Consider the following 22,847-nt stretch of genomic DNA (forward strand, 5'->3'; position numbering starts at 1 on the left):
CCCGAGTGGCCGCCGACCAGCAGCTCGAGAAGGGACTACGCACCATGCCGCGCCTGTTCGGAACAGACGGCGTCCGTGGCCTCGCGAATCGCGAGGTCACGGCCGACCTGGCTCTCGGCCTCGCCCAGGCGGCCGCCCGTGTACTCGGAGCGGCCGCCCGGGCCGAGGGCCGTCGGCCTGTCGCTGTGCTCGCCCGCGACCCCCGTATCTCCGGTCAGTTCATCGGAGCGGCCGTCGCGGCAGGACTCGCGAGCGCGGGCGTGGACGTGCTCGACGCGGGCGTCATCCCGACGCCCGCTGCCGCCTACCTCATCGCCGACGAGGACGCCGACTTCGGCGTGATGATCTCGGCCTCGCACAACCCCGCCGCCGACAACGGCATCAAGTTCTTCGCGGCGGGTGGACGCAAGCTCCCCGATGAGCTCGAGAACCGCATCGAGGCGGCTCTCGGCGTCCCCGCGCTCACGCCGACGGGTGCCGACGTCGGGCGTATCCGCCGCTTCTCCGATGCCGAGGACCGCTACGTCCTCCACCTCCTCGGCTCGCTCGAAGGCGCCCGCCTCGACGGCCTGCACGTTGTCATCGACTGTGCGCACGGAGCCGCGGCGGGCATCTCTCCCGAGGTCTTCACCGACGCCGGGGCCACGGTCACGGTGATCGGCAACGATCCCGACGGCGTCAACATCAACGACGGTGTGGGATCGACCCATCTCGCGACCGTCGCCGCCGCGGTGGTCGCGGCCGGCGCGGACCTCGGCATCGCCCACGACGGAGACGCGGACCGCTGCCTCGCGGTCGACGCGGCGGGGCGCACCATCGACGGCGACCAGATCATGGCGATCCTCGCGACCTCCATGGCACGACGCGGAGTGCTCCGCCAGGACGTGCTCGTCGCCACGGTGATGAGCAACCTGGGCCTCAAGCTGGCGATGGCCGAGGCGGGCATCCGCGTCATCCAGACCGCGGTCGGCGACCGCTACGTGCTCGAGGCGATGAACGAGGGCGAGTACTCCCTCGGCGGCGAGCAGTCAGGCCACGTCATCATGAGCCGCTACGCCACGACCGGCGACGGCGTCCTCACGGGCCTGCAGCTCGCCGCCGAGATGGCGCGTACCGGACGCACCGCCGCCGAGCTCGCGGCCGTCATGGACGTCTTCCCGCAGACCCTCGTGAACGTGCGGGGAGTGAACCGTGAGGGCGTCCACGCCGACGAGGTGATCTCTGCGGCCATCGCTGACGCCGAGGCCGAACTCGGGAGCGACGGTCGCGTGCTGCTGCGCCCCTCCGGCACGGAGCCGATGGTGCGGGTGATGGTCGAGGCGAAGACCCAGGAGACGGCCGACCGCCTGGCCGAGTCGCTCGCCGCGGTCGTGCTGGAACGCCTCCGCACCTGACTCCCGGGTGGAGCCGCGGGGTCAGATCTTGCGGAGGAGGACCGAGGAGACCGTGTGGTCGGCCTGCTTGCGCAGGACAAGGCTCGCGCGGGAGCGTGTGGGGCGTACGTTCTGCACGAGATTCGGCTCGTTGATCGCGCTCCAGATGCTGCGGGCCTGCTCGCGCGCCTCCTCCGGCGTGAGCGTCGCGTAGCGGTGGAAATAGGAGTTCGGGTTCGCGAAGGCGCCCTGCTGGAGGGTGAGGAAGCGCTCCTCGTACCAGCGGGCGATGTCGCTCGTGCGGGCGTCGACGTAGACGGTGAAGTCGAACAGGTCGCTCACCGCGAGGCCGTGACTTGCGATGGGAGGCTGGAGCACGTTGAGCCCCTCGACGATCAGCACATCGGGTCGACGCACGACGATCTCGGCGTCGGGGACGATGTCGTAGGAGAGGTGCGAGTAGAACGGAGCCCGGACCTCGGCGGCGCCGCCCTTCACCTCCGAGACGAAGCGCAGCAGCGCGCGCCGGTCGTACGACTCCGGGAAGCCCTTGCGGCTCATCAGCCCGCGTCGCTCGAGCTCCCGGTTGGGGAGGAGGAAACCGTCGGTGGTCACGAGCTCGACGCGGGGGGTGTCCTCCCAGCGCGCGAGCAGCTCGCGCAGGAGACGCGCGATGGTCGACTTGCCGACGGCGACCGAGCCCGCGACTCCGATCACGAACGGAGTCGCCTGCGCCCGCTCGCCGAGGAAGGTGCTCGTCGCCCGGTGCAGCTGGCGCGCCCCTCCCGCGTACAGGCTGAGCAGGCGCGAGAGGGGGAGGTACACTTCGGCGACCTCGGTGAGGCTCAGCCGGTCGCCGAGGCCGCGCAACTGCACGACCTCGGTCTCGGTGAGCGGCAGCTCGGTGCTGCGGGCGAGCTCCGCCCAGTCGGAGCGGACGATCTCGACGAAGGGGGAGGGGTGCGCGTCGCGCGCGGGATCGCGGGGGGACGACGGCATAGGGACCGATCCTACCGGCCGTCGCGGGCCCTCCGGCTCGGCGGGAGGCGCACGGCGGCGCGAGCGCGGCCGTCGAGGGAGCGCCGCTTAGAATCGAGCGCATGTGTGGAATCGTGGGATACGTCGGTGAGCGCGACAGCTTGGCCGTGCTGCTCGGAGGCCTGAAGCGTCTGGAGTACCGCGGCTACGACTCCGCGGGCGTCGCCGTGATCGACGCCGACGGGCAGCTCGACAGCCGCAAGCGCTCGGGCAAGCTCAGCGTCCTCGTCGAGGATCTGGAGGCGCGGCCGCTCGCCGAAGGCACGACCGGCATCGGGCACACCCGCTGGGCGACTCACGGTGGACCCACCGACCGCAACGCCCACCCGCACCTCGCCGACGAGGGCCGTCTCGCGGTCATCCACAACGGCATCATCGAGAACTTCCAGCCCCTCAAGGAGGAGCTGCTCGCCGAGGGCGCCGTCTTCGAGAGCGAGACCGACACCGAGGTCGCCGCCCACCTCATCGCCCGGGAGTACCGTCGCACCGGCGACCTCGTGCTCGCCTTCCAGGCCGTCGTCGCGCACCTCGAGGGCGCGTTCACCCTCCTCGCGCTGCACCAGGACCAGCCGGGCGTCGTCGTCGGTGCTCGCCGCAACTCGCCGCTCGTCATCGGGCTGGGCGACGGAGAGAACTTCCTCGGCTCCGACGTCGCCGCCTTCGTCGAGTTCACCCGCCGCGCAGTCGCGATCGGGCAGGACCAGATCGTCACCATTACCCCCGAGCTCGTCACCGTGACCGACTTCTTCGGCAACGAGGTCGAGACCGAGCCGTTCGAGATCGCGTGGGACGCCTCCGCCTCAGAGAAGGGCGGCTGGTCGAGCTTCATGGCGAAGGAGATCACCGAGGGCCCCGAGGCTGTCGCCAACACCCTCCGCGGCCGCATCCACGAGGGTGTCGTCACGCTTCCCGAGCTCGAGGCGCTCGACCCCGTCCTCGCCGACCTCGACCGCATCATCGTCATCGCGTGCGGCACCGCCGCCTACTCGGGCATGGTCGCCAAGTACGCGATCGAGCAGTGGGCGCGTGTGCCCGTCGAGGTCGAGCTCAGCCACGAGTTCCGCTATCGCGACCCCGTGCTGACTCCGCGCACGCTCGTGATCTCGATCAGCCAATCGGGCGAGACGATGGACACGCTCATGGCCGTCAAGTACGCGCGCGAGAACGGAGCGCCGACGCTCTCCGTCTGCAACACGCAGGGAGCGACCATCCCGCGGGAGTCGGACGCCGTGCTCTATACGCATGCAGGCCCCGAGGTGGCGGTCGCCTCCACCAAGGCCTTCGTCGCCCAGATCGCGGCGCTCTACCTCTTCGGGCTGCGCCTGGCGACGGTGCGGGGCGCCGCCTCCGCCGAGCTGGTCGCGTCGCAGACGGAGCAGCTGGCCGCGATCCCCGAGAAGCTTTCGCGCGTGCTCGACGCCTCCGACGCCATCGCCCAGCTCGCGGGCTGGATGGCCGACACGCGCGCGGTCCTGTTCCTCGGCCGCCACGTCGGCTTCCCGGTGGCGCTCGAGGGGGCGTTGAAGCTCAAGGAGCTCGCCTACATCCACGCCGAGGGGTTCGCGGCGGGCGAGCTCAAGCACGGTCCGATCGCGCTGATCGAGCCGGGGCAGGTGGTGTTCGTGATCGTGCCGAGCCCGAGCGAGTCGTACGAGCTGCAGCGCAAGGTGATCTCGAACATCCAGGAGATCAAGGCCCGCGGCGCGCGCGTCATCGCGATCGCGGAGCAGGGCGACGCCGCGGCGATCCAGATCGCCGACGAGGTCGTGCCGATCCCGCTCGCCGACCCGCTCTTCGAGCCGCTGCTCGCCGTGGCCCCGCTGCAGATGTTCGCCATGGAACTCGCGAGCGCCAAGGGCCTCGACGTCGACCAGCCGCGCAACCTCGCCAAGTCCGTCACCGTCGAGTGACCTCGCCGTGATCGTGGGGATCGGGGTGGACGTCGTCGACCTCGCGCGCTTCGAGCGGGCGATAGAGCGCACGCCCCGGCTCCGCGAGCGGCTCTTCGCCGAGAGCGAGCGCGGCCTGGCCGTGGCCTCCCTCGCGGGGCGCTTCGCGGCGAAGGAGGCGCTCATCAAGGCACTCGGCGACTCCGCGGGCGCGCGCTGGCACGACATGGTCGTCGAGCGCGACGAGCACGGGAACCCGTCGTTCGTGCTGCACGGCGCGGCGAGGGACGCCGCTGCCGCCCGAGGCGTCGTGCGGCTGCACCTCTCGATGACGCACGACGCCGGTGTGGCGTGCGCGTTCGTGGTGGCGGAGTCGTGACGCCTCCCGTGAGCTACCGCGAGGCCGTGATCGACGCCTCCGCCCTTGCCGCGAACGTCGCGACGCTCCGCGCCTCAACCGGTGCCCGGCGCCTCCTGGCCGTGGTGAAGGCCGACGGCTACGGCCACGGTGCCGTCACCGCCGCGCGGGCGGCGGTCGCGGGAGGCGCCGACGGCCTCGGAACGGCGGAGCTGCGCGAAGCGGTCGCGTTGCGCGAGGCGGGTGTCTCGGCGCCGCTCCTGAGCTGGCTGCACGATCCTGGCGAGGACTTCGCCTCGGCCATCGAGCACGACATCGAGGTGGGCGTCTCCTCCGTCGCCCAACTCGAGGCGCTCGCGCACGCGGCCGGGCCTCGCGGCGTGCGAGCCCCGGTGCAGGTGAAGCTCGACACGGGTCTCAGCCGCAACGGGGTCCCCGAGGAGGAGTGGGGCGCCCTCGCGGTCGCGCTCGCCGCCCACGTCGCTCGCGGCTCCCTCCGCTTCACGGGGCTCTTCTCGCATCTCTCGAACACCTCGCGCGAGGACGACCTGGCCCAGCTGGCGCTCCTGCGCCGCGGTGAGGCCGTCTTCCGGGGGCACGGCCTCACCGCTCCCGTGCTGCACCTGGCGGCGACCGCCGGGGCGCTACGGCTGCCGGAGGCGCGGCTCGACCAGGTGCGCACGGGAATCGGCCTCTACGGTCTGTCGCCCTTCGACGACTCGAGTTCGAGCGATCTCGGCCTCGTGCCGGCCATGACGCTGCAGGGCCGCGTCGCTGCGGTGCGTAGGGTGAGCGCGGGCACCGGCGTCAGCTACGACTACAGCTACCGCGCCGGCGGCGATACGACGCTCGCGCTGATCCCGTTCGGCTACGCCGACGGGATTCCGCGCAGCGCCTCCGGGATCGCCGACGTGCAGATCAACGGCCGTCGGCATCGCATCGCGGGGCGTGTGGCGATGGATCAGTTCGTGGTCGACGTCGGCGACGCCTCCGTCGCGACCGGCGACCCCGTGATCCTCTGGGGCGACCCGGCGGCGGGCGCGCCCTCGGTCGACGAGTGGGCGCGCTGGTGCGGGACGATCAACTACGAGCTCGTGACGCGCATCGGTCCGCGCGTGCGGAGGCGGACGATCGGCGGGGACGCGATCGATGCCTGAGCGCTCGTGGTTCGCCGACCGCCGCGTCGAGGTGCCCGATCCGGAGTCGATGGAGGAGCTCGGACGCTCGCTCGGCCGAGTGCTTCGCGCGGGTGATCTCCTCGTGCTCACCGGTCCGCTCGGCGCGGGCAAGACGACGTTCACGCGGGGGCTCGGCGAGGGCCTCGATGTCCGCGGTCCCGTGACGAGCCCGACCTTCGTGATCGCGCGCACCCATCCTCCGCTGCACGAGGGGCCGCCGCTCGTGCACGTCGACGCCTACCGCGTCGGCTCGCCGATGGAGCTCGACGATCTCGATCTCGATCTCGACCGTTCCGTCGTCGTCGTGGAGTGGGGGGCGGGGCTCCTCGACGGGGTGAGTGATGCCTGGCTCGACATCGCCATCGAGCGTCCCACGGCCGGATCCGGAGTGGAGGAGGGCGAGGAGCCCATCGAGCCGCGCGCCGTGCGCTTCCGCGGGACGAACTGGCGCTGAGGCTCCGCCGGTAGCCTGTCAGGGTGCTGCTCGCGATCGACACCTCCTCCGGTACCTCCGTCGCCGTCGTCGACGCGGCCGGCACGGTTCTCGCCGAGCACACCGAGACCGACACCATGCGGCACGCCGAGGTGGTGGGGAGGCTCCTCGTCGACGCTCTCGCCTCTGCGGGACTCCGCCCCGCGGGGATCGACGCGGTCGCCGTCGGCATGGGTCCCGGACCGTTCACGGGCCTGCGCGTCGGCATCGCGGCGGCGCGCGCCTTCGCCTTCGGCCGGGGAATTCCGACGGTGCCGGTCGTCTCGCACGACGCGATCGCGCTCTCGGCTCTGCGGCACGGCCGTGCCCCCGGCTTCCTCGTCGTCACCGATGCCCGCCGTCGTGAGCTCTACTGGAGCGCCTACGACGGCCTCGACGAGGGGGGACTGCCCGTGCGCGTCGCCGGGCCAGGCCTCGACAAGCCCTCCTCGCTGCCGTTCCCTGAGCTGCCTCGACTCGAGGCCGAGATGGTGTCGGCGGGCGCGCTCGGCGCGGTCGCCGCGCTCAGCCGCGCCGCCGGGCGCCCCGCGGCCGTCGATGAGCCGCTGTACCTCCGCTCGCCCGACGTCACGCTCTCGGCGGGCCCGAAGCGAGTGAGCGCGTGACCGCGACGCTCCGGGACGCGGTCGACGCCGATCTCGAGGCGATCATGGCGATCGAGGAGGCGGAGTTCTCCAGCGATGCGTGGTCGCGCGGCATGATGCGCGAGGAGATCCGCAGTCGGCACACGCGTTACCTGGTCGCCGAGCAGGAGGGTGCGCTGGTCGGCTATGCGGGCGTGCTCTGTCCGGTGGGCGCTTACGAGGGCGACGTGCAGACGATCGCCGTGGCCGCCTCCGCGCGCCGCACCGGTCTGGGCCGACGTCTGCTGCGGGCGCTGCTCGGCGCCGCCCGCGAACGCGGTGCCGGCGAGGTGTTCCTCGAGGTGCGCGCCGACAACCCCGTCGCGCAGACCCTGTACCGCTCAGAGGGCTTCGCCGAGATCGGGGTGCGCCCCGCCTACTACCAGCCCGACGGCGTCGACGCGCTCATCATGCGCCTCGCGTTGCGCGCCGACCCCGCGGAGGAGACCTCATGACCGCCGGCCCGCTCGTCCTGGGCATCGAGACGAGCTGCGACGAGACCGGCATCGGCATCGTCCGCGGCACGACCCTCCTCGCCAACACCATCGCCTCCTCGATGGACGAGCATGCGCGCTATGGCGGCGTCGTGCCCGAGGTCGCGGCCCGCGCCCACCTCGAGGCGCTCGAGCCGACGCTGCGCACGGCGCTCGCCGAGGCGGGAGTCGCTCTCGCGGATCTCGATGCGATCGCGGTCACGAGCGGGCCGGGCCTGTCGGGCGCGCTCATGGTCGGCGTCGGCGCGGCGAAGGCACTCGCGGTCTCGCTCCAGAAGCCGCTCTACGCGGTCAACCACCTCGTCGGTCACGTCGGTGCCGACGTTCTCCGGGTGGACGGCGGCGAGGGTGGCCCGGTCGAGGTGCCGACCATCGCCTTGCTGGTCTCGGGCGGCCACACCTCGCTCCTGCACGTGCGCGATCTGGTGTCGGACGTCGAGCTGCTCGGCGAGACGATCGACGACGCCGCGGGGGAGGCGTTCGACAAGGTGGCGCGCGTGCTCGGCCTGCCTTACCCGGGCGGTCCGCAGATCGATCGCGTGGCGGCGGGAGGAGATCCGCGCGCCATCCGCTTCCCGCGCGGGCTGAGCCTCCCCAAGGACATGGCGAAGCATCGCTACGACTTCTCGTTCTCGGGGCTCAAGACCGCCGTCGCGCGCTGGGTGGAGCAGCGGCAGGACGCGGGCGAGGAGGTGCCCGTCGCCGATGTCGCCGCGAGCTTCCGCGAAGCGGTCGCCGACATCCTCCTGACCAAGGCGGTCGCTGCGTGCCGTGACCGTGAGGTGCCGCGTCTCCTCCTCGGGGGCGGAGTGGTGGCGAACGCGCGGGTGCGAGCGCTCGCCGAAGAGCGTTGCGCCGCCGCCGGAATCGCCCTGCGGATTCCCGCGCTCTCGCTGTGCACCGACAACGGCGCGATGATCGCGGCCCTCGCGGCGCAGCTCATCGAGGCCGGGCATGCGCCTTCGACGCTCTCGTTCGGCGCCGACTCGACCCTGCCGGTCACGGAGATCCAGGTGCGATGACGTCGTCGCCGGTCGGCGAACCGACGCGCGTGCTGTGTCCAGCGTTTTGACAGGTGGTATGCGCTACTGCCACTCTGGGCTCCTCCGCTTGTTCCTGACCCTGGGGGATCCCATGACCACTCCGTACACGCCCGCTACCGAGCGCTACAACATCCTCGCGATCATCGGCTTCATCGCCTCGTTCTTCGTATCGATCGTCGGCATCGTCCTGGGCTTCATCGCGCTCTCGCAGATCAAGCGCACCGGTGAGAAGGGGCGTGGCCTCGCCCTCGCGGCCGTCATCATCGGCTTCGCGGCGATCGTCGTCTACATCCTCGTCGCCGTCTCGTTCCTGTCGATCGCCGCGTCGATGCCCTCCACGAGCTACTGACCCCGGCGTTCTCCGCATCGGAGACGCCTCTCGCGATCGAGGAGGAGCCCGCATGACCGACGATGCTGGCGCTCCGCAGTCTCCTCCCGCCTTCGCGGCACCGCTCGGCGAGCCGTCGGCGGAGCCTCCCCCGCTCGCACCGGTCCGGCCGCCGCTCAACCCGCTCGCCGTGGCCGCGCTGGTCTGCGGCATCCTCGGGCTCGCGCCGGCTGCGATCGTGCTCGGCCATGTGTCCTTCGCTCAGGCCGGTCGTCGGGCGCAGCGGGGGAGGGGCCTCGCCGCCGCGGGGTTCCTTCTCGGCTACCTGGTGCTCGTGCTGGCCGTCCTCGGGTGGTTCGGCTACGCGGCTTTCGTGTCGGGGCTCCGCGACGACGGATACCTGCCCGCGTGAGCGAGCCCGGTCTCTGGCCCCTCGGCCACCCGCTCGATAGCTAGGATCGGGGCCATGAGCGACAGCACACAGCCCGGCTCCGACGCCTCCCGCGACTCCACTCCCACCCCGCCGACGCCCCCGGCTCCTCCCGTTCCGCCGGCTCCGCCCGTGCCTCCCGTCCCGCCTGCGCAGAGCGGCGAGACCCTCGGGGGAGCCCCCGGTGGGCAGGAGGACCGCGACGGCACCCCGCCCGCCTACGGAAACCCCGTTCCGCCCGCCCCGCCGCAGTACGCCTCCGCCCCGCCCCAGTACCCGAGCGCACCACCGCAGTACCCCGGCGCCGCGCCTCAGTACGGCTCAGCGCCGCCGCAGTACGCCCCGCAGGGGCCCGTGGTGCCGAAGACGCTGAGTGTCGTGGGCATGGTCCTCGGGATCGTCGGCGTGCTCATCTCGATCTTCGGCTGGGGCTTCGGTTTCATCCTCTCGGCGCCCGCCGTCGTGTTGGGCTTCCTCGGACGCCGCCGGGAGCCGGGAGCACGCGGCTTCGCGCTCGCGGCGATCATCACCGGCTTCGTCGGCATCCTCATCTCGCTGATCTACCTGGCCGTCACGATCGTGATCTTCGTGGTCGCGTTCGGGTCAGGGGTGTCCTCGAGCCGTTACTGACCGCGGTCTCGCCGGGCGTCAGTCGTGACGCTCGGCGAGCAGAGCCCGGTGGCGTCCCCGAATCCGCGTGAGGATGAGGACGGCGCTGCCGCGGCCGGAGAGCCCGAGCTTGCGGCGGAAGCGCGCGGGGTCGACGTCGACTCCGCGTTTCTTGATCTCGAGCACGCCGATACCGCGAGCGCGTAGCTCCTTCGCAAGGGTGCGCTCGTCGAGGGGCAGCTCGGCCAGCACGCGGAAGCTCCGCAGGAACGGCGAGGAGGCCGGCTCGTCTCCCGTGAGGTAGGCGATACCGCTCGAGAGCATCCGCGAGCCGCTCGTTCGGGCGAGCTCGCCGAGCAGGCGCGCGCGGATCGCCGAGCCGTCCGGTTCGTGGACGAACGCGCCGAGTTCGCCGACTTCTTCGTCGTCGCTGTCGGCCGCGGCGGTCAGCTCCACCGTCCGGCCCGCCCCCAGGAGGAGCGCGGAGCGGCGCACTCCCTCGCGCGCGAGCGCACCGAACCACAGCCCCGTCTCGACCAGCTCGCCGTCCACCGACACCCACTGAGCCTCGGCATCCGGCGGAAGGCGGTCCCGGTCGAAGCCGGGGCCCAGCTTCACACCCACCGGCCGATCGCGCGCGAGTCCGAAGGCGAAGTCGAGTGAGGGGGAGTAGTCGTCCGGATCGTCGAGGCGACGCGTCTCGCGGTGCCCGCTCGTCCGGCGGGCCGGGTCGAGGTAGACGGCGTCGTATCCGTCGAGGTCGAACGACGTCGCATCGCCGTGCACCGCCTGCGCGGAGGGGAAGGGAGCGAGGTTGAAGCTCGCCAGCGTCGCGGTGACTTCGTCGGAGTCAACCGCCGTCACCGCGAGATCGATCGCGGCCATCGCGAGCGCGTCTCCTCCGATGCCGCTTCCGAGATCGGCCACCCGGCTCGCGCCTGCCGCGGCGAAGCGCCCGGCGTGCAGGGCGGCGACTCGGAGGCGCGTCGCCTGCTCGAGGCCCGCGTCGGTGAAGAGCATCGACCGGGCGAACTCGCCGAACTTCGTCTCCGCCTTGGTGCGCAGACGCGCCTGGGTGAGCACTGCGGCGACCAGGGTGGGGGAGTGGCCCGCCGATCGCAGTCGCGCCACGGCTCGGACGAGATCGTCGGAGCGGTAGCCGTCGAGGGAGTCGAGGAGCCGGAGGCCCTCGGGGGAGAGGAGCTCGACCAGCTCGTCGCGGTGCATCCGGCCATGGTAGGCCACCCGCGCGATCCGCCCGCTTCGCGGCGCTGCCCTCCGCCTCCGCTTGGCACTCTGATTGCACGAGTGCCAGCCGAGCCTCTACAGTGGATCTAGCACTCTCGGAGCGTGTGTGCCAGAACCGCGCTCCGCCACATCGTCGTCAAGAAAGAGGTCAACCGTGTCGGTGTCCATCAAGCCGCTCGAAGATCGCATCGTCATCAAGCAGGTCGAGGCGGAGCAGGTGACCGCTTCCGGTCTCGTCATCCCCGACACCGCCAAGGAGAAGCCGCAGGAGGGTGAAGTCGTCGCCGTCGGCCCCGGCCGCATCGACGACAACGGCAACCGCGTCCCCCTCGACGTGGCGGTCGGTGACAAGGTCATCTACTCCAAGTACGGCGGAACCGAGGTCAAGTTCTCGGGCGAGGACTACCTGGTCCTCTCGGCGCGCGACGTCCTGGCGGTCGTCGTCCGCTAGTCCGGACTCCTCGGCGGGCCCGGCGACCTTCTCGGTCGCCGGGCCCGCCGTCGTTCTCCGGTCCTCCTGCCGATGGGTGGCCTGATCGCGCGCCGGGAGCGCTTCGTCACCCCTCGCGAGCGCCGGCGCGTGCGTAGCATCGGAGCGTGACCGCCTCCCGCCCGCCCGCCGAGCCCCTCGAGCCGAGCACCGCAGACATTCCGCTCGGCGAGGGCATCGAGGCGCTGCCGGCCAGGGGCGCGAGCGGTGGGCTCTCGTCGACCGGCCTCGTCTTCGCCTTCTCGGCCTATCTGCTGTGGGGCGCGATGCCGCTCTACTTCATCGCGATGGCGCCCGCCTCCCCGTTCGAGATCGTCGCGTTCCGCGTACTGTTCTCGCTCGTCTTCTGCGCGATCCTGCTCACGGCGACGCGGGCCTGGCGCGGCTTCGCCTCGCTCCTTCGCGAACCACGGCTGCTCGGAGTCATGGCGATCGCCGGCGTCCTGATCTACGTCAACTGGCAGGTCTACGTCATCGCGACGACGACGGGTCACGTGATCGAGGCGGCGCTGGGCTACTTCATGAACCCGCTCGTGACGGTGCTCCTGGGAGTGATCGTCTTACGTGAGCGCCTCCGTCCCGCGCAGTGGGTCGCGATGGGGATCAGCGCGATCGCCGTCCTCGTCATCGCTGTGGGCTACGGATCGTTCCCGTGGGTCTCGCTGGCGCTCGCGTTCTCGTTCGGCCTCTACGGACTGGTGAAGAGCCGCGTCGGCGGACGCGTCGACGCGGTCGGCGGACTCACCCTCGAGACGCTCTGGCTGACCCCACTCGCGATCGTGCAGCTCGTCGTAGTGGGCTCCACGGTCGGGCTGACCTTCGCGACCGAAGGGGCGGGCCACGCGCTGATCCTCGCCTCCGCCGGGATCGTGACCGCTGTGCCGCTGCTGCTGTTCGCAGGAGCCGCGCGCCGCCTCCCCCTCTCGATCGTGGGGTTCGTGCAATACCTGACCCCGTTCCTGCAGTTCCTCGTCGGAGCGTTCGTGCTCGGTGAGGCGATGCCGCTGGAGCGCTGGGTCGGCTTCGCGCTCGTCTGGGTCGCTCTGGCGATCTTCTCCGTCGATCTCGTCACAGCCGAGCGGCGGAGGCGTAGATCGGCTGTCTGAGCTACGGATCGCGTCGCGAACCGGGTCGCGTGCGACGCAACGGTAACGATCCGGTCGCGAAATGTACTGGTAACACCCTCGTATTGTTCACGGTCTCTCCGAAGGTTAGGTTGGCCGAGCGGTTGCCACCGGCGCCGCTCCCATTGACCCACACCTCTCAAGGAGCAACATGGGCGTTTACGCGAAGGCCGGCTCGGCCCGCGCTCGGTCCCTCCGGGCAACCCTCGGCGGCGTCGCCATCCTGGGCGCCAGCGCTCTCGTCCTCGCCGGCTGTGCCGGTGGCGGCGGCGGCGACACCACGAGCTCGGGCAGCCTTGCCCTGAAGATCGGCACGATCCTCCCGCAGACCGGCACCCTCGCCGTTCTCGGCCCGCCCGAGATCGCGGGCGTCGACCAGGCCAAGGAGGACATCAACGCGGCGAACGCGGGCATCACGCTCGACGTCGAGCAGAAGGACTCCGGCGACACGACGACCGACATCGCGACGCAGTCCGCGACATCGCTGATCGCCGACGGCGTCTCAGCGATTGTCGGTGCCGCGTCCTCCGGCGTCTCGAAGACGTTCATCGACCAGGTGACCCAGGCCGGCGTTGTGCAGATCTCGCCGGCGAACACCTCGCCGGACTTCACGAACTACGACGACGACGGCTACTACTGGCGCACCGCTCCCTCGGACGTCCTGCAGGGTCGCATCCTCGGCAACAAGATCCTGGGCGACGGCAAGACGAACGTCTCGATCCTGTACATGAACGACGCGTACGGCACGGGCCTCGAGAAGAACATCAAGGAGACCCTCGTGGCAGGAGGCGCCTCCGTCGTCGCCGAGGAGATCTTCGAGCCGGCATCCACCGACTTCAACTCGGCGCTGACCTCGGTCCTCGCCCCGAACCCCGACGCGCTGGTCGTCATCTCGTTCGACGAGATCAAGACCATCGCCGAGCAGCTCGCAGCCAAGGGCTTCGACTTCTCGAAGCTCTACGGCACCGACGGCAACTACGGCGTCATCAGTGAGTCCGACACCAACGTCGACATCGCGGGCGCACAGTTCACCAACCCCGGCGTCCAGGCGTCGACCGACTTCCAGTCGAAGCTGCAGGCGCTCGTGAAGTCGCAGGGCAACCCGCCGCTCACGGTGTTCAGCTACGCGCCGGAGTCGTATGACGCCACGGTCTTGGTCGCCCTCGCGGCGCTCCAGGGCAAGGGCACGGAGGGTTCCGTGATCCGCGACAACCTGATGTCGGTGTCGGAGGGCGGCACGAAGTGCACGACCTTCGCCGACTGCGCATCGAAGATCAAGAACGGTGAGGACATCGACTACGACGGCCTCTCGGGTCCGATCTCGTTCGACAAGAACGGCGACCCGAGCGAAGCCTCCGTCTCGATCTATAAGTACTCGGCTGGCAACGTCACCTCGTTCGAGGAGACGGTCGACGGCTCGCTGAACTGACGATCCGACGCGGCTCCGGCCGCGGAGGGGCTCGGTCCTCGGACCGGGCCCCTTCGTCGTTCCTGCGGGTGGGGCGTCGGGCCCTGTGCGACAGGCTGGGCATGACTCTCGTCGCGACATCGTCGAGCACAGAGGGTCCTGGGGCCGAAGAATCGACCTTTCTCGTGTCGGCGTCACCGCGCTGACGTATGCCCCAGCACGCGTCTTCGAGGATTCGGCGACACGCCCTAGGAGGCGCGCAGCAGCGCCTCCTCCTGAGCGAGCCGGTAGGCGACGAAGGAACGGCTGAAATTGCGCCGCTTGCCTCCCGTGGTCTCGGCGATGACGACCTGGGCGTAAACGCCCACCACGGACCAGCGGTCGTAGTCGCCGATGGCGCCAGTGCCGAAGGTCACTCCGAGGGGGATGGGTGCGGGGGTGTAGCTCTTCATGCTGCGCTCCTTCGATCACGGACGCTGCGGCGCTCGTGTCGCCGCGACGGGGGAGGAGACGCGCGACGACGGCCTGACGCGCCTCCGTTCGAGGGGGGAGAAGAGGCGGGAAGCGTCTCGTCGCGCGACGTTCCGTCTTCTTCACGGTACGGCACCCCAGGGGGGTCCTCGTCACCCGCAGGGGGGACGTGGTCGCGGAGAATCCCTCGCCCCAGCCCAAGGCAGAAGGGCCATAGAGGCACCCACGACAAGGGCCCGACGTCCGAAGACGTCGGGCCCGGAGACGCAGGGGACGAGCGGCTCAGCCGCCGACGGTCGGAGTACTGGTGGTCACCTCGTTGGTCGTCGCGAGGGTACCGAGGTAGAGCTCGATCACCTTGGGATCATTCATCAGCTCGCGTCCTGCGCCCTCGTAGGCGTCGCGCCCTTGGTCGAGTACGTAGCCGCGATCGCAGATCTGCAGAGCGCGTCGTGCGTTCTGTTCGACGATCATGATTGAGACACCCGCGCGGTTGATCCGCTGCACGTTGACGAACGTCTCGTCCTGACGCATCGGTGACAGGCCGGCGCTGGGCTCGTCGAGAAGGAGCATCGACGGATCCATCATCAGGGCGCGCGACATGGCCACCATCTGGCGCTCACCGCCCGAGAGCGAGCCCGAGCGCTGCTTGAGGCGCTTGGTCAGCTCGGGAAAGAGCTCGGTCACGAACTCGAGCCGCTGCCGGTACATCTTCGGCTTCTGGTACATGCCCATCTCGAGGTTCTCCTCGATGGTCAGCGAGGGGAACACGTTGTTGTTCTGCGGCACGAAGCCGACGCCCTTCGAGACGAGCTTGTCGGCCTTCAGGCCCGTGATGTCCTCGCCGTTGAGCAGAACCGTGCCCTGCCGGATGTTCACGAGGCCGAACATCGCCTTCAGCAGGGTCGACTTGCCGGCTCCGTTGGGCCCGATGATGCCGACCAGCTCGCCCTTCTTCACGTAGACGTTCGAGCCGTTGAGGATGTTCACCCCCGGCACGTATCCGGCGTGGAGATCGTGCGTCTCGAGCGTGTTCTGCGACGGCGTCGTCTGCTCCATACTCACTTCTCGTCCTTCCCGACGTCGACGGCCGGAGCGGCTGTCGCATCGTGCTCGTGTGCGGGCACCGCGACTCCCGCCTCCTCGGCCTGCTTCTCGATGTCCTCGCGGACGAGGTCCGACTCCATCGCCTCCGCGACCTCCAGCTGACCTTCGATGGTGCCGAGGTCGGTGTCGTGGTGCGCTCCGAGGTAGGCGTCGATCACGGCCTGATCGTTCATCACCGTCGAGGGGGGGCCCTCGGCCACGACCTTGCCCTCGGCCATCACGATCACCCAGTCGGCGATGGTGTTGACCATGTGCATGTCGTGCTCGACGAAGAGCACGGTCATGCCCTCGTCTTTGAGATTCACGATGTGGCCCAGGAGGGACTGCGTGAGCGCGGGGTTCACGCCCGCCATCGGCTCGTCGAGCATCACGAGCTCAGGCTCCGACATCAGCGCGCGCGCCATCTCGAGAAGCTTCTTCTGCCCCCCCGAGAGGCTGGACGCGTAGTCGTCCTTCTTGGTGTCGAGCTTGAACTTCTCGAGAAGGCGCATCGCGCGCTCCTCGATCGACTCCTCCTCCTTCGCCCACAGCGGGCGGATGAGCGAGGTGAAGATGTTCTCGCCCTTCTGGCCCTTGGCGCCGAGGAGCATGTTCTCGAGGACCGTCATCCCGCCGAGCGCCTTGGTGAGCTGAAAGGTGCGCACCATGCCCATCCGCGAGACCCGGTAGGCGGGGACGTTGGCGAGGTTGCGGCCCTTGAAAGTCCAGGTGCCCGTGTTGGGCTTGTCGAAGCCCGTCAGAAGGTTGAAGAAGGTGGTCTTCCCGGCTCCGTTCGGGCCGATCAGGGCGGTGATGGATCCGCGCGGGATCTCGACGTGCGCGACGTCGACCGCGGTCAGGCCGCCGAAGCGTCGGCTGACGCTGTCGGCGACGACGATGGGATCCTTCTTCGCGACCCCGGGGACGATGTTCTCCTCGGTGATGTCCGAGACCGGTGTTCTAGGCAAAATGCAGATCCTTCTTCTTGCCGAAGATGCCCTGGGGTCTGAAGATCACCAGGAGCATGAGGGCGACCCCCACCACGATGAACCGGATCGGACCGGTCTGCACCGTCGTGAGGCGGATGAGGTCGTTGTTGAGGACCCCGGTGTCGATCCCGAGGGTGAGCAGTCCGTCGGTCAGGCCGAGAACCACCCAGAAGATCATCGAGCCGACAACCGGGCCGAAGACGGTCGCGGCGCCTCCCAGCAGCATGATCGTGTAGAGGAAGAACGTGAGCTGAGTGCCGTAGTTGTCGGGCTGGAGGGAGCGGGGCAGGATGAACAGCGCTCCCGCGAGGCCTCCCAACACGCCTCCGAGGATGAGCGCCTGGATCTTGTAGGAGAAGACGTTCTTGCCGAGCGAGCGCACCGCGTCCTCGTCCTCCCGGATCCCCTTGATGACTCGGCCCCACGGGCTGCGCATCAGGAGGAACACGAGGAGGCAGGCCAGCAGCACCAAGCCCCAGCCGACGATGCGCACCCACCACTGGTCCTGGGTGTAGGTCAGGACGCCGATGCCCCAGCGTCCCTGCGGCAACGGGTTGAGCTCGTTGAAGGTCTTGGCGGCGCCGTTGATGCCCTCCGAGCCACCGGTGACCGCCGAGAACTCCGGGGTCTTCACCGAGAGCCGGATGATCTCGGCCGCAGCGATCGTGACGATCGAGAGGTAGTCGGCGCGCAGTCGCAGTGTCGGGATGCCGAGGATGAGCGCGAAGACCGTCGCGGCGACGATCGTCGCGAGCAGCGAGCCCCAGACCGGCCACTCGAACTTGACGGCGGTGATGGCGAAGGCATACCCGCCGACGGCCATGAAGCCGGCCTGACCGAAGTTGAGCAGCCCCGTGAATCCGAAGTGGATGACGAGACCGATGGTCGCGAGCGCATACGCGGCGACAGTGGGATCGACGATCTGCCCGATCGCCAGCCAGATGAAGTTGAGGTTCATGGTGTCCTAGCCGATCCGTTCCTTGCGACCGAGGATTCCCTGCGGTCTGACCAGGAGAATGATGATCATGAGGATGAGCGGAGCCACGTACTTGAGGTTCTCCGGGATCCAGATGGTCGAGATGTTCATCATCAGTCCGATGATGAGCGAGCCGACCAGCGCGCCGTAGGCCGAGCCCAGACCGCCGAGGGTGATCGCGGCGAAGATCAGCAACAGGATCGACGCGCCGGTGTCCCAGCGCAGCGACTGGTAGAAGCCGATGTACACGCCGGCGAGGGCGGCCAGCGCCCCCGACATCACCCAGACCACGCGGATCACACGCTCCACGTTGATGCCCGAGGCGGAGGCGAGTGCCCGGTTGTCCGACACGGCGCGCATCGCCTTGCCGATCTTCGTCTTCGTGAGCACGAACGCGACTCCGACGATGCAGACGATGCCGATGACAGCCCCGACGATGTCGGTGAACTTCAGGCTGATGCCGAGCGCGGGAATCGTCAGGAACGGTGCGGTGCTGTTCGGGAGCGAGAGGCGGTCGGCTCCGAAGAAGAAGACGAACACGTAGCGCAGCGCGAGCGAGAGGCCGATCGTCACGATCATCAGCGGGATGAGCTGGATGCCCTTCTTGCGCAACGGCTTCCAGAGCAGGCCGTCCTGCACGTAGCCGAAGGCTCCTCCCAGCACGACAGCGATCGGGATCGCGACCAGCGCAGGCAGCCCCAACACTCCCGAGAACAGGTAGGCCATCAGGGCGCCGAAGGTGACGAGCTCGCCGTGGGCGAAGTTGTTCAGACCGGTCACGCCATAGATGAGGGAGGCGCCGATCGCCGCGAGGGCGATGAGCAGGCCGAAGATCAGGCCGGTGACGACCTTGGGCCAGAAGATGATCCAGAACGTGTCGGCCGAGACCGGCTGGCTGACCTGGTTGGAGGTGCCGTCGGGGTTGGTCGCATCGTTGCCCGTCGTGCCCTGGGTGGCGGGGCTTGACGGCGACGCGGAGCCGCTCGGGACGGGAGCGACCGCTCCGGCGCCCCGCGGGTTGGCGGTCGAGACGATGAAGTTCACGATCTGCTTCTGCGAGGCGACGATCTTCACCTGCTTCGGGTTCTGGCCGGCGGCCGGGTAGCCCTTGTCCGCGGGGAGCGAGTCCTCGTCGACCGTGACCGTGTAGGTGCCCGCGGCGTCGAGGGGGAACGTCGCGCGACCGTCCTCGCCGGTCGTCATCGTGCCGGAGGCATCCCCGGCGATCTCGACGGTCACCCCCGCCAGGTTTTCGTTCGTGCCCTGCACCCGCACCCAGGCGATGATCGACTGGTCGGTGGTGGCGGCCGAGGCCGCGGGTGCCGCTGCGGCGACTCCGGTGAGGGCGGCGGCGAGAAGCCCCAGCGCGATAAGCCGGTTGCGGAGGCGCGGTCGTCTCCTATCCACGGAGGCCCTCCAGATCCATCGGGTGCAGGGTCGTCGAGCGCTGGCGGCGCATCGAACGGCTGGCTGTGAGCAAGACGTCTACCTCTCGTCAGGGTGCACAGACGGATGGGGTCTTCGGGCAGCCCCGAATCGCCGTCGTCAAACAACGTTGGTTGACCATACGTTCCGCATGTGTCCGCGGTGTTTCCCCGCCGGCACGTGCGCGTGACGACATTATGCGGGGCGGAGAGCGCTCCCGCGCGCATCCCGCGTCCCCCGGGTGAGGGAGGAGGCGGCGCGCGGCCAGCGACGGCGTGTCTCGGCGGCCCTCGCAGAGGAATAGAAGGAGCTCCCCGGCGCTTAAGATCGAACAACCGGAGCGCCCAGGAGCGGACGCCTCCCTCCCCCTCCGGGCTCCCGCTCTCGACCGCCAAAGGGGCATTGATGGACCAGCCTGATCCGTTCGGATTCCTCGGACTCACCTACGACGACGTCATGCTCCTCCCCGGGCACACCGACGTCATCCCGAGCGAGGCCGACACGACCTCCCGGCTCACCAAGCGCATCACCGTCGCCACCCCGCTACTGTCGGCCGCCATGGACACGGTGACGGAGGCGCGTATGGCCATCGCGATGGCGCGCCAGGGCGGCCTGGGGATCCTGCACCGCAACCTGTCGATCGCCGACCAGGCCGACCAGGTCGACCGCGTGAAGCGCAGCGAATCGGGCATGGTGTCGAACCCGGTCACCACCTCGCCCGACGCGACCGTCGCCCAGGTCGACGAGCTCTGCGGCCAGTACCGCATCAGCGGACTCCCGGTCATCGACTCGACCGGCGTCCTCGTCGGCATCGTCACCAACCGCGACATGCGCTTCGTCTCGCCGTTCGAGAAGGCATCGACGCTGGTCCGGGACGTCATGACGAGCTCGGGCCTCGTCACGGGTCACGTCGGGATCGCCGACAGCGAGGTCATCGCCCTCTTCGCCCAGCACAAGATCGAGAAGCTCCCCCTGGTCGACGACCAGGGCAAGCTCGCGGGCCTCATCACCGTCAAGGACTTCGACAAGTCCGAGCAGTACCCGAACGCCACCAAGGACGGGGCGGGACGCCTCCGGGTGGGTGCGGCCATCGGCTTCTTCGGCGACGCCTGGCAGCGTGCCACAGCCCTGCTCGAGGCCGGAGTCGATGTGATCGTCGTCGACACCGCCAACGGCGACTCGGCAGGCGTCCTCGACATCATCCGCCGTCTCAAGGCCGACACGGCCTTCGCCGGAGTCGACGTCATCGGCGGCAACGTCGCCACGCGCTCCGGCGCGCAGGCGCTCGTCGACGCGGGCGCCGACGCCATCAAGGTCGGAGTCGGCCCCGGCTCCATCTGCACGACCCGCGTCGTGGCCGGCGTCGGCGTGCCCCAGGTCACTGCCGTCTACGAGGCGTCACTCGCCGCCCGCGAATCCGGCGTGCCGGTCATCGCGGACGGTGGCCTGCAGTACTCGGGAGACATCGCCAAGGCGCTCGTCGCCGGTGCCGACACGGTGATGCTCGGCTCCCTCCTCGCGGGCTGCGAAGAGAGCCCCGGCGATCTCGTGTTCCAGAACGGCAAGCAGTTCAAGACCTACCGCGGCATGGGCTCGCTCGGCGCCCTGCAGACGCGCGGAGAGCGCACCTCCTACTCGAAGGACCGCTACTTCCAGTCGGACGTCCCCAGCGACGACAAGCTCATCGCCGAGGGCATCGAGGGTCAGGTGCCCTACCGCGGACCGCTCGCCAACGTCGCCTACCAGCTCGCCGGTGGACTGCGGCAGTCGATGTTCTACGTGGGGGCGCGGACCATCGCCGAGCTCAAGGAGCGTGGCAAGTTCGTGCGCATCACAGCGGCAGGGCTGAAGGAATCGCATCCGCATGACGTGCAGATGGTGGTGGAGGCGCCGAACTACCGGCGCTGAGGCTCGGGTCGGGGCGCGCTGCGGGCGGGCCGGGGCGTGGGCGCAGCGAGGAGCGAAGCTAAAGTGGCACAGTGACTGAGATCGAGATCGGCCGTGCCAAGCGTGCCCGCCGCGCCTACGCCTTCGACGACATCGCGGTCGTCCCGAGCCGCCGGACCCGCGACCCCGAGGTCGTGTCGGTGAAGTGGTCGATCGACGCGTACCAGTTCGAGACGCCGATCCTCGCGGCGCCGATGGACTCGGTCGTCTCGCCATCGACGGCGATCACTCTGGGGCGACTGGGCGCGCTGGGGGTACTCGACCTCGAGGGGCTGTGGACGAGATACGACGACCCTGAGCCCCTGCTCGCCGAGATCCGCGAGCTGCCCGCCGAGCGCGCGACGCAGCGGATGCAGCAGATCTACTCCGAGCCCATCAAGCCCGAGCTGGTCACGGCACGCCTCGCCGAGATCCGCGCCGCGGGCGTCACCGTCGCCGGAGCGCTCTCTCCGCAGCGCACCGCCGAGCTGTACCGCACGGTCGTCGACGCGGGAGTCGACGTGTTCGTCATTCGCGGGACGACCGTCTCGGCCGAACACGTCTCACGCGACACCCAGCCGCTCAACCTCAAAGAGTTCATCTACGAACTCGACGTGCCCGTGATCGTCGGCGGCGCCTCCACCTACACGGCCGCCCTGCACCTCATGCGCACAGGCGCCGCGGGTGTCCTCGTCGGCTTTGGAGGCGGCGCCGCCTCCACGACCCGGGCCACCCTGGGCATCCAGGCGCCGATGGCGACCGCCGTCGCCGATGTGGCCGGCGCTCGCCGCGACTACCTCGACGAGTCGGGAGGACGCTACGTCCACGTCATCGCCGATGGCGGCCTCGGCACCTCCGGTGACATCGTGAAAGCCGTGGCGGTGGGCGCCGACGCCGTCATGCTCGGCTCCGCCCTCGCCCGCGCGACCGACGCGCCCGGTGGTGGCTGGCACTGGGGCGCGGAGGCGCACCACCCGCAGCTGCCCCGCGGTCGTCGCGTCCAGGTCGGCGCGGTCGGCACGCTCGAGCAGGTCCTCTACGGCCCCGCGACCGGCGCCGACGGCACGGCGAACCTCATCGGGGCCTTGCGGCGCTCGATGGCGACCACCGGCTACTCCGACCTCAAGGAGTTCCAGCGCGTCGAGGTCGTCGTCGCGCCGTACCAGCCGAGCTGACGTCTCCGCCGGCGCGACGGCCGGGGCGCCCCGGGCAGCTGCCCACGGCAGGCCGGTTTCCCCTCGGGCGAACGGACCCCGGCGCGTGTAAGCGCGCACGTACACTGAGGACGTCCCGCAGGCGGGAGCGCCGTAGGGCGAGGAGGGAGCACGCATGGTCGAGGTCCGCAGGGTGAAGCTGCCCGGTGTCGGCGTGCTGCACACCTTCCTCACCGCCGACGGAGGCAAGGTCGGCGTGATCGCGCACCGATCGGGGCACAGCGATCTGATCACCTTCGCTGAGGGCGACCACGACGGCGCGAAGGTCTCGCTCCGCCTCGACGACGACGAGGCGCACACTCTCGCCGAGCTCCTCGGCGGCACCCAGATCACGGAGTCGCTCACCGCGCTCGACCAGATCCCCGGCCTCTCGATCGACTGGTTCACCGTCGACTACGAGGACCACATCGCTGGCCAGCAGTTGGGCAAGCCCGCCGATCGCGGCATCGTCGGGCTGACGGTCGTCGCCGTGGTCCGCGGCGACGCGGCGAACCCGGCTCCGGCGCCCGACTTCCGCGTGTTCCCCGGCGACACGCTGGTGGTGGCCGGCAGCCCCGAGAAGGTGGCGAAGGCCTTCACCTTCTTCCGCACCGGGAGTTTCGCCAAGACGGTCGACGCGCCTCCCGGAGCCTGA

Annotated in this window: 24 protein-coding genes; 17 read left to right on the forward strand and 7 right to left on the reverse strand. The window is 69.9% G+C overall.

Going from position 1 to position 22,847, the window contains the following annotated elements; genetic code table 11:
• Window positions 1-44: 44 nt before the first annotated feature.
• Entirely contained in the window at window positions 45-1,394 is a 1,350-nt protein-coding gene (glmM, locus tag ITJ45_RS03625) for a phosphoglucosamine mutase (protein ID WP_194607438.1), read from the forward strand.
• Between the two features lie 21 nt (window positions 1,395-1,415).
• On the opposite strand, the gene coaA is transcribed toward glmM, so the two are convergent.
• Complete coding sequence (gene coaA, locus ITJ45_RS03630) at window positions 1,416-2,372, reverse strand: type I pantothenate kinase (protein ID WP_194607439.1); 957 nt, start codon at window positions 2,370-2,372, stop codon at window positions 1,416-1,418.
• 101 nt (window positions 2,373-2,473) lie between these two features.
• Between coaA and glmS the strand changes: the two genes are divergently transcribed.
• The 10 genes from glmS to ITJ45_RS03680 all read left to right on the forward strand — a co-directional run bounded on the left by glmS (window position 2,474) and on the right by ITJ45_RS03680 (window position 9,877).
• Window positions 2,474-4,321 (forward strand): glutamine--fructose-6-phosphate transaminase (isomerizing), encoded by a 1,848-nt coding sequence (glmS, locus tag ITJ45_RS03635; RefSeq protein WP_194607440.1) that lies wholly within the window; start codon window positions 2,474-2,476, stop codon window positions 4,319-4,321.
• Between the two features lie 7 nt (window positions 4,322-4,328).
• Complete coding sequence (locus ITJ45_RS03640) at window positions 4,329-4,679, forward strand: holo-ACP synthase (protein WP_194607441.1); 351 nt, start codon at window positions 4,329-4,331, stop codon at window positions 4,677-4,679.
• A complete protein-coding gene (gene alr, locus ITJ45_RS03645; protein WP_194607442.1) occupies window positions 4,676-5,815 on the forward strand; it encodes an alanine racemase in 1,140 nt (379 codons plus the stop codon). Before ITJ45_RS03640 ends, alr begins: the two co-directional genes overlap by 4 nt.
• The gene (gene tsaE / locus ITJ45_RS03650) at window positions 5,808-6,290 is read left to right on the forward strand and encodes a tRNA (adenosine(37)-N6)-threonylcarbamoyltransferase complex ATPase subunit type 1 TsaE (protein ID WP_194607443.1); all 483 of its coding nucleotides are present in this window, start codon (window positions 5,808-5,810) and stop codon (window positions 6,288-6,290) included. Before alr ends, tsaE begins: the two co-directional genes overlap by 8 nt.
• Before the next feature lie 23 nt (window positions 6,291-6,313).
• A complete protein-coding gene (gene tsaB, locus ITJ45_RS03655; RefSeq protein WP_194607444.1) occupies window positions 6,314-6,934 on the forward strand; it encodes a tRNA (adenosine(37)-N6)-threonylcarbamoyltransferase complex dimerization subunit type 1 TsaB in 621 nt (206 codons plus the stop codon).
• Window positions 6,935-6,978: 44 nt separating this feature from the next.
• Complete coding sequence (gene rimI / locus ITJ45_RS03660) at window positions 6,979-7,407, forward strand: ribosomal protein S18-alanine N-acetyltransferase (RefSeq protein WP_194607737.1); 429 nt, start codon at window positions 6,979-6,981, stop codon at window positions 7,405-7,407.
• A complete protein-coding gene (gene tsaD, locus ITJ45_RS03665; RefSeq protein ID WP_194607445.1) occupies window positions 7,404-8,468 on the forward strand; it encodes a tRNA (adenosine(37)-N6)-threonylcarbamoyltransferase complex transferase subunit TsaD in 1,065 nt (354 codons plus the stop codon). The genes rimI and tsaD overlap by 4 nt, the downstream gene beginning before the upstream one ends.
• A gap of 112 nt (window positions 8,469-8,580) precedes the next feature.
• Window positions 8,581-8,838 carry a DUF4190 domain-containing protein gene (locus ITJ45_RS03670; RefSeq protein WP_194607446.1) on the forward strand — a complete coding sequence of 86 codons (258 nt, stop codon included), beginning with the start codon at window positions 8,581-8,583 and terminating at the stop codon, window positions 8,836-8,838.
• A gap of 52 nt (window positions 8,839-8,890) precedes the next feature.
• Window positions 8,891-9,229, forward strand: a complete 339-nt coding sequence (locus ITJ45_RS03675) for a DUF4190 domain-containing protein (protein ID WP_194607447.1) — start codon at window positions 8,891-8,893, stop codon at window positions 9,227-9,229.
• A gap of 54 nt (window positions 9,230-9,283) precedes the next feature.
• Window positions 9,284-9,877: a DUF4190 domain-containing protein gene (locus tag ITJ45_RS03680; protein ID WP_194607448.1), complete on the forward strand. Its 594-nt coding sequence runs from the start codon at window positions 9,284-9,286 to the stop codon at window positions 9,875-9,877.
• A gap of 18 nt (window positions 9,878-9,895) precedes the next feature.
• Here the strand turns inward: ITJ45_RS03680 and ITJ45_RS03685 are convergent, their stop codons facing one another.
• Window positions 9,896-11,083: a class I SAM-dependent methyltransferase gene (locus ITJ45_RS03685; protein WP_194607449.1), complete on the reverse strand. Its 1,188-nt coding sequence runs from the start codon at window positions 11,081-11,083 to the stop codon at window positions 9,896-9,898.
• 175 nt (window positions 11,084-11,258) lie between these two features.
• On the opposite strand from ITJ45_RS03685, the gene groES reads away from it, so the two are divergent.
• The 3 genes from groES (at window position 11,259) to ITJ45_RS03700 (ending at window position 14,147) form a co-directional block, all read left to right on the forward strand.
• Entirely contained in the window at window positions 11,259-11,555 is a 297-nt protein-coding gene (gene groES / locus ITJ45_RS03690) for a co-chaperone GroES (RefSeq protein WP_194607450.1), read from the forward strand.
• A gap of 215 nt (window positions 11,556-11,770) precedes the next feature.
• Window positions 11,771-12,700 carry an EamA family transporter RarD gene (gene rarD, locus ITJ45_RS03695; RefSeq protein ID WP_416365268.1) on the forward strand — a complete coding sequence of 310 codons (930 nt, stop codon included), beginning with the start codon at window positions 11,771-11,773 and terminating at the stop codon, window positions 12,698-12,700.
• 169 nt (window positions 12,701-12,869) lie between these two features.
• Complete coding sequence (locus ITJ45_RS03700; RefSeq protein ID WP_194607452.1) at window positions 12,870-14,147, forward strand: ABC transporter substrate-binding protein; 1,278 nt, start codon at window positions 12,870-12,872, stop codon at window positions 14,145-14,147.
• 227 nt (window positions 14,148-14,374) lie between these two features.
• On the opposite strand, the gene ITJ45_RS03705 is transcribed toward ITJ45_RS03700, so the two are convergent.
• From ITJ45_RS03705 to ITJ45_RS03725, 5 genes are all read right to left on the reverse strand, one after another.
• Window positions 14,375-14,578, reverse strand: coding sequence for a hypothetical protein (locus ITJ45_RS03705; RefSeq protein ID WP_194607453.1), 204 nt, complete (start codon window positions 14,576-14,578; stop codon window positions 14,375-14,377).
• Window positions 14,579-14,879: 301 nt separating this feature from the next.
• The gene (locus ITJ45_RS03710; protein WP_194607738.1) at window positions 14,880-15,656 is read right to left on the reverse strand and encodes an ABC transporter ATP-binding protein; all 777 of its coding nucleotides are present in this window, start codon (window positions 15,654-15,656) and stop codon (window positions 14,880-14,882) included.
• Window positions 15,657-15,658: 2 nt separating this feature from the next.
• On the reverse strand, window positions 15,659-16,651 hold the full coding sequence (locus ITJ45_RS03715) for an ABC transporter ATP-binding protein (protein ID WP_194607454.1): 993 nt from the start codon (window positions 16,649-16,651) through the stop codon (window positions 15,659-15,661).
• Window positions 16,644-17,630, reverse strand: a complete 987-nt coding sequence (locus tag ITJ45_RS03720) for a branched-chain amino acid ABC transporter permease (RefSeq protein WP_194607455.1) — start codon at window positions 17,628-17,630, stop codon at window positions 16,644-16,646. The genes ITJ45_RS03715 and ITJ45_RS03720 overlap by 8 nt, the downstream gene beginning before the upstream one ends.
• Window positions 17,631-17,636: 6 nt before the next feature.
• Complete coding sequence (locus tag ITJ45_RS03725) at window positions 17,637-19,055, reverse strand: branched-chain amino acid ABC transporter permease (protein WP_194607456.1); 1,419 nt, start codon at window positions 19,053-19,055, stop codon at window positions 17,637-17,639.
• 423 nt (window positions 19,056-19,478) lie between these two features.
• On the opposite strand from ITJ45_RS03725, the gene guaB reads away from it, so the two are divergent.
• From guaB to ITJ45_RS03740, 3 genes are all read left to right on the forward strand, one after another.
• Window positions 19,479-20,981 (forward strand): IMP dehydrogenase, encoded by a 1,503-nt coding sequence (gene guaB / locus ITJ45_RS03730; RefSeq protein ID WP_194607457.1) that lies wholly within the window; start codon window positions 19,479-19,481, stop codon window positions 20,979-20,981.
• 71 nt (window positions 20,982-21,052) lie between these two features.
• The gene (locus ITJ45_RS03735; RefSeq protein ID WP_194607458.1) at window positions 21,053-22,174 is read left to right on the forward strand and encodes a GuaB3 family IMP dehydrogenase-related protein; all 1,122 of its coding nucleotides are present in this window, start codon (window positions 21,053-21,055) and stop codon (window positions 22,172-22,174) included.
• Between the two features lie 154 nt (window positions 22,175-22,328).
• Window positions 22,329-22,847: a cation:proton antiporter regulatory subunit gene (locus tag ITJ45_RS03740; RefSeq protein ID WP_194607459.1), complete on the forward strand. Its 519-nt coding sequence runs from the start codon at window positions 22,329-22,331 to the stop codon at window positions 22,845-22,847.

This window comes from Rathayibacter sp. VKM Ac-2879 (assembly GCF_015351245.1).
GTDB lineage: Bacteria > Actinomycetota > Actinomycetes > Actinomycetales > Microbacteriaceae > Rathayibacter.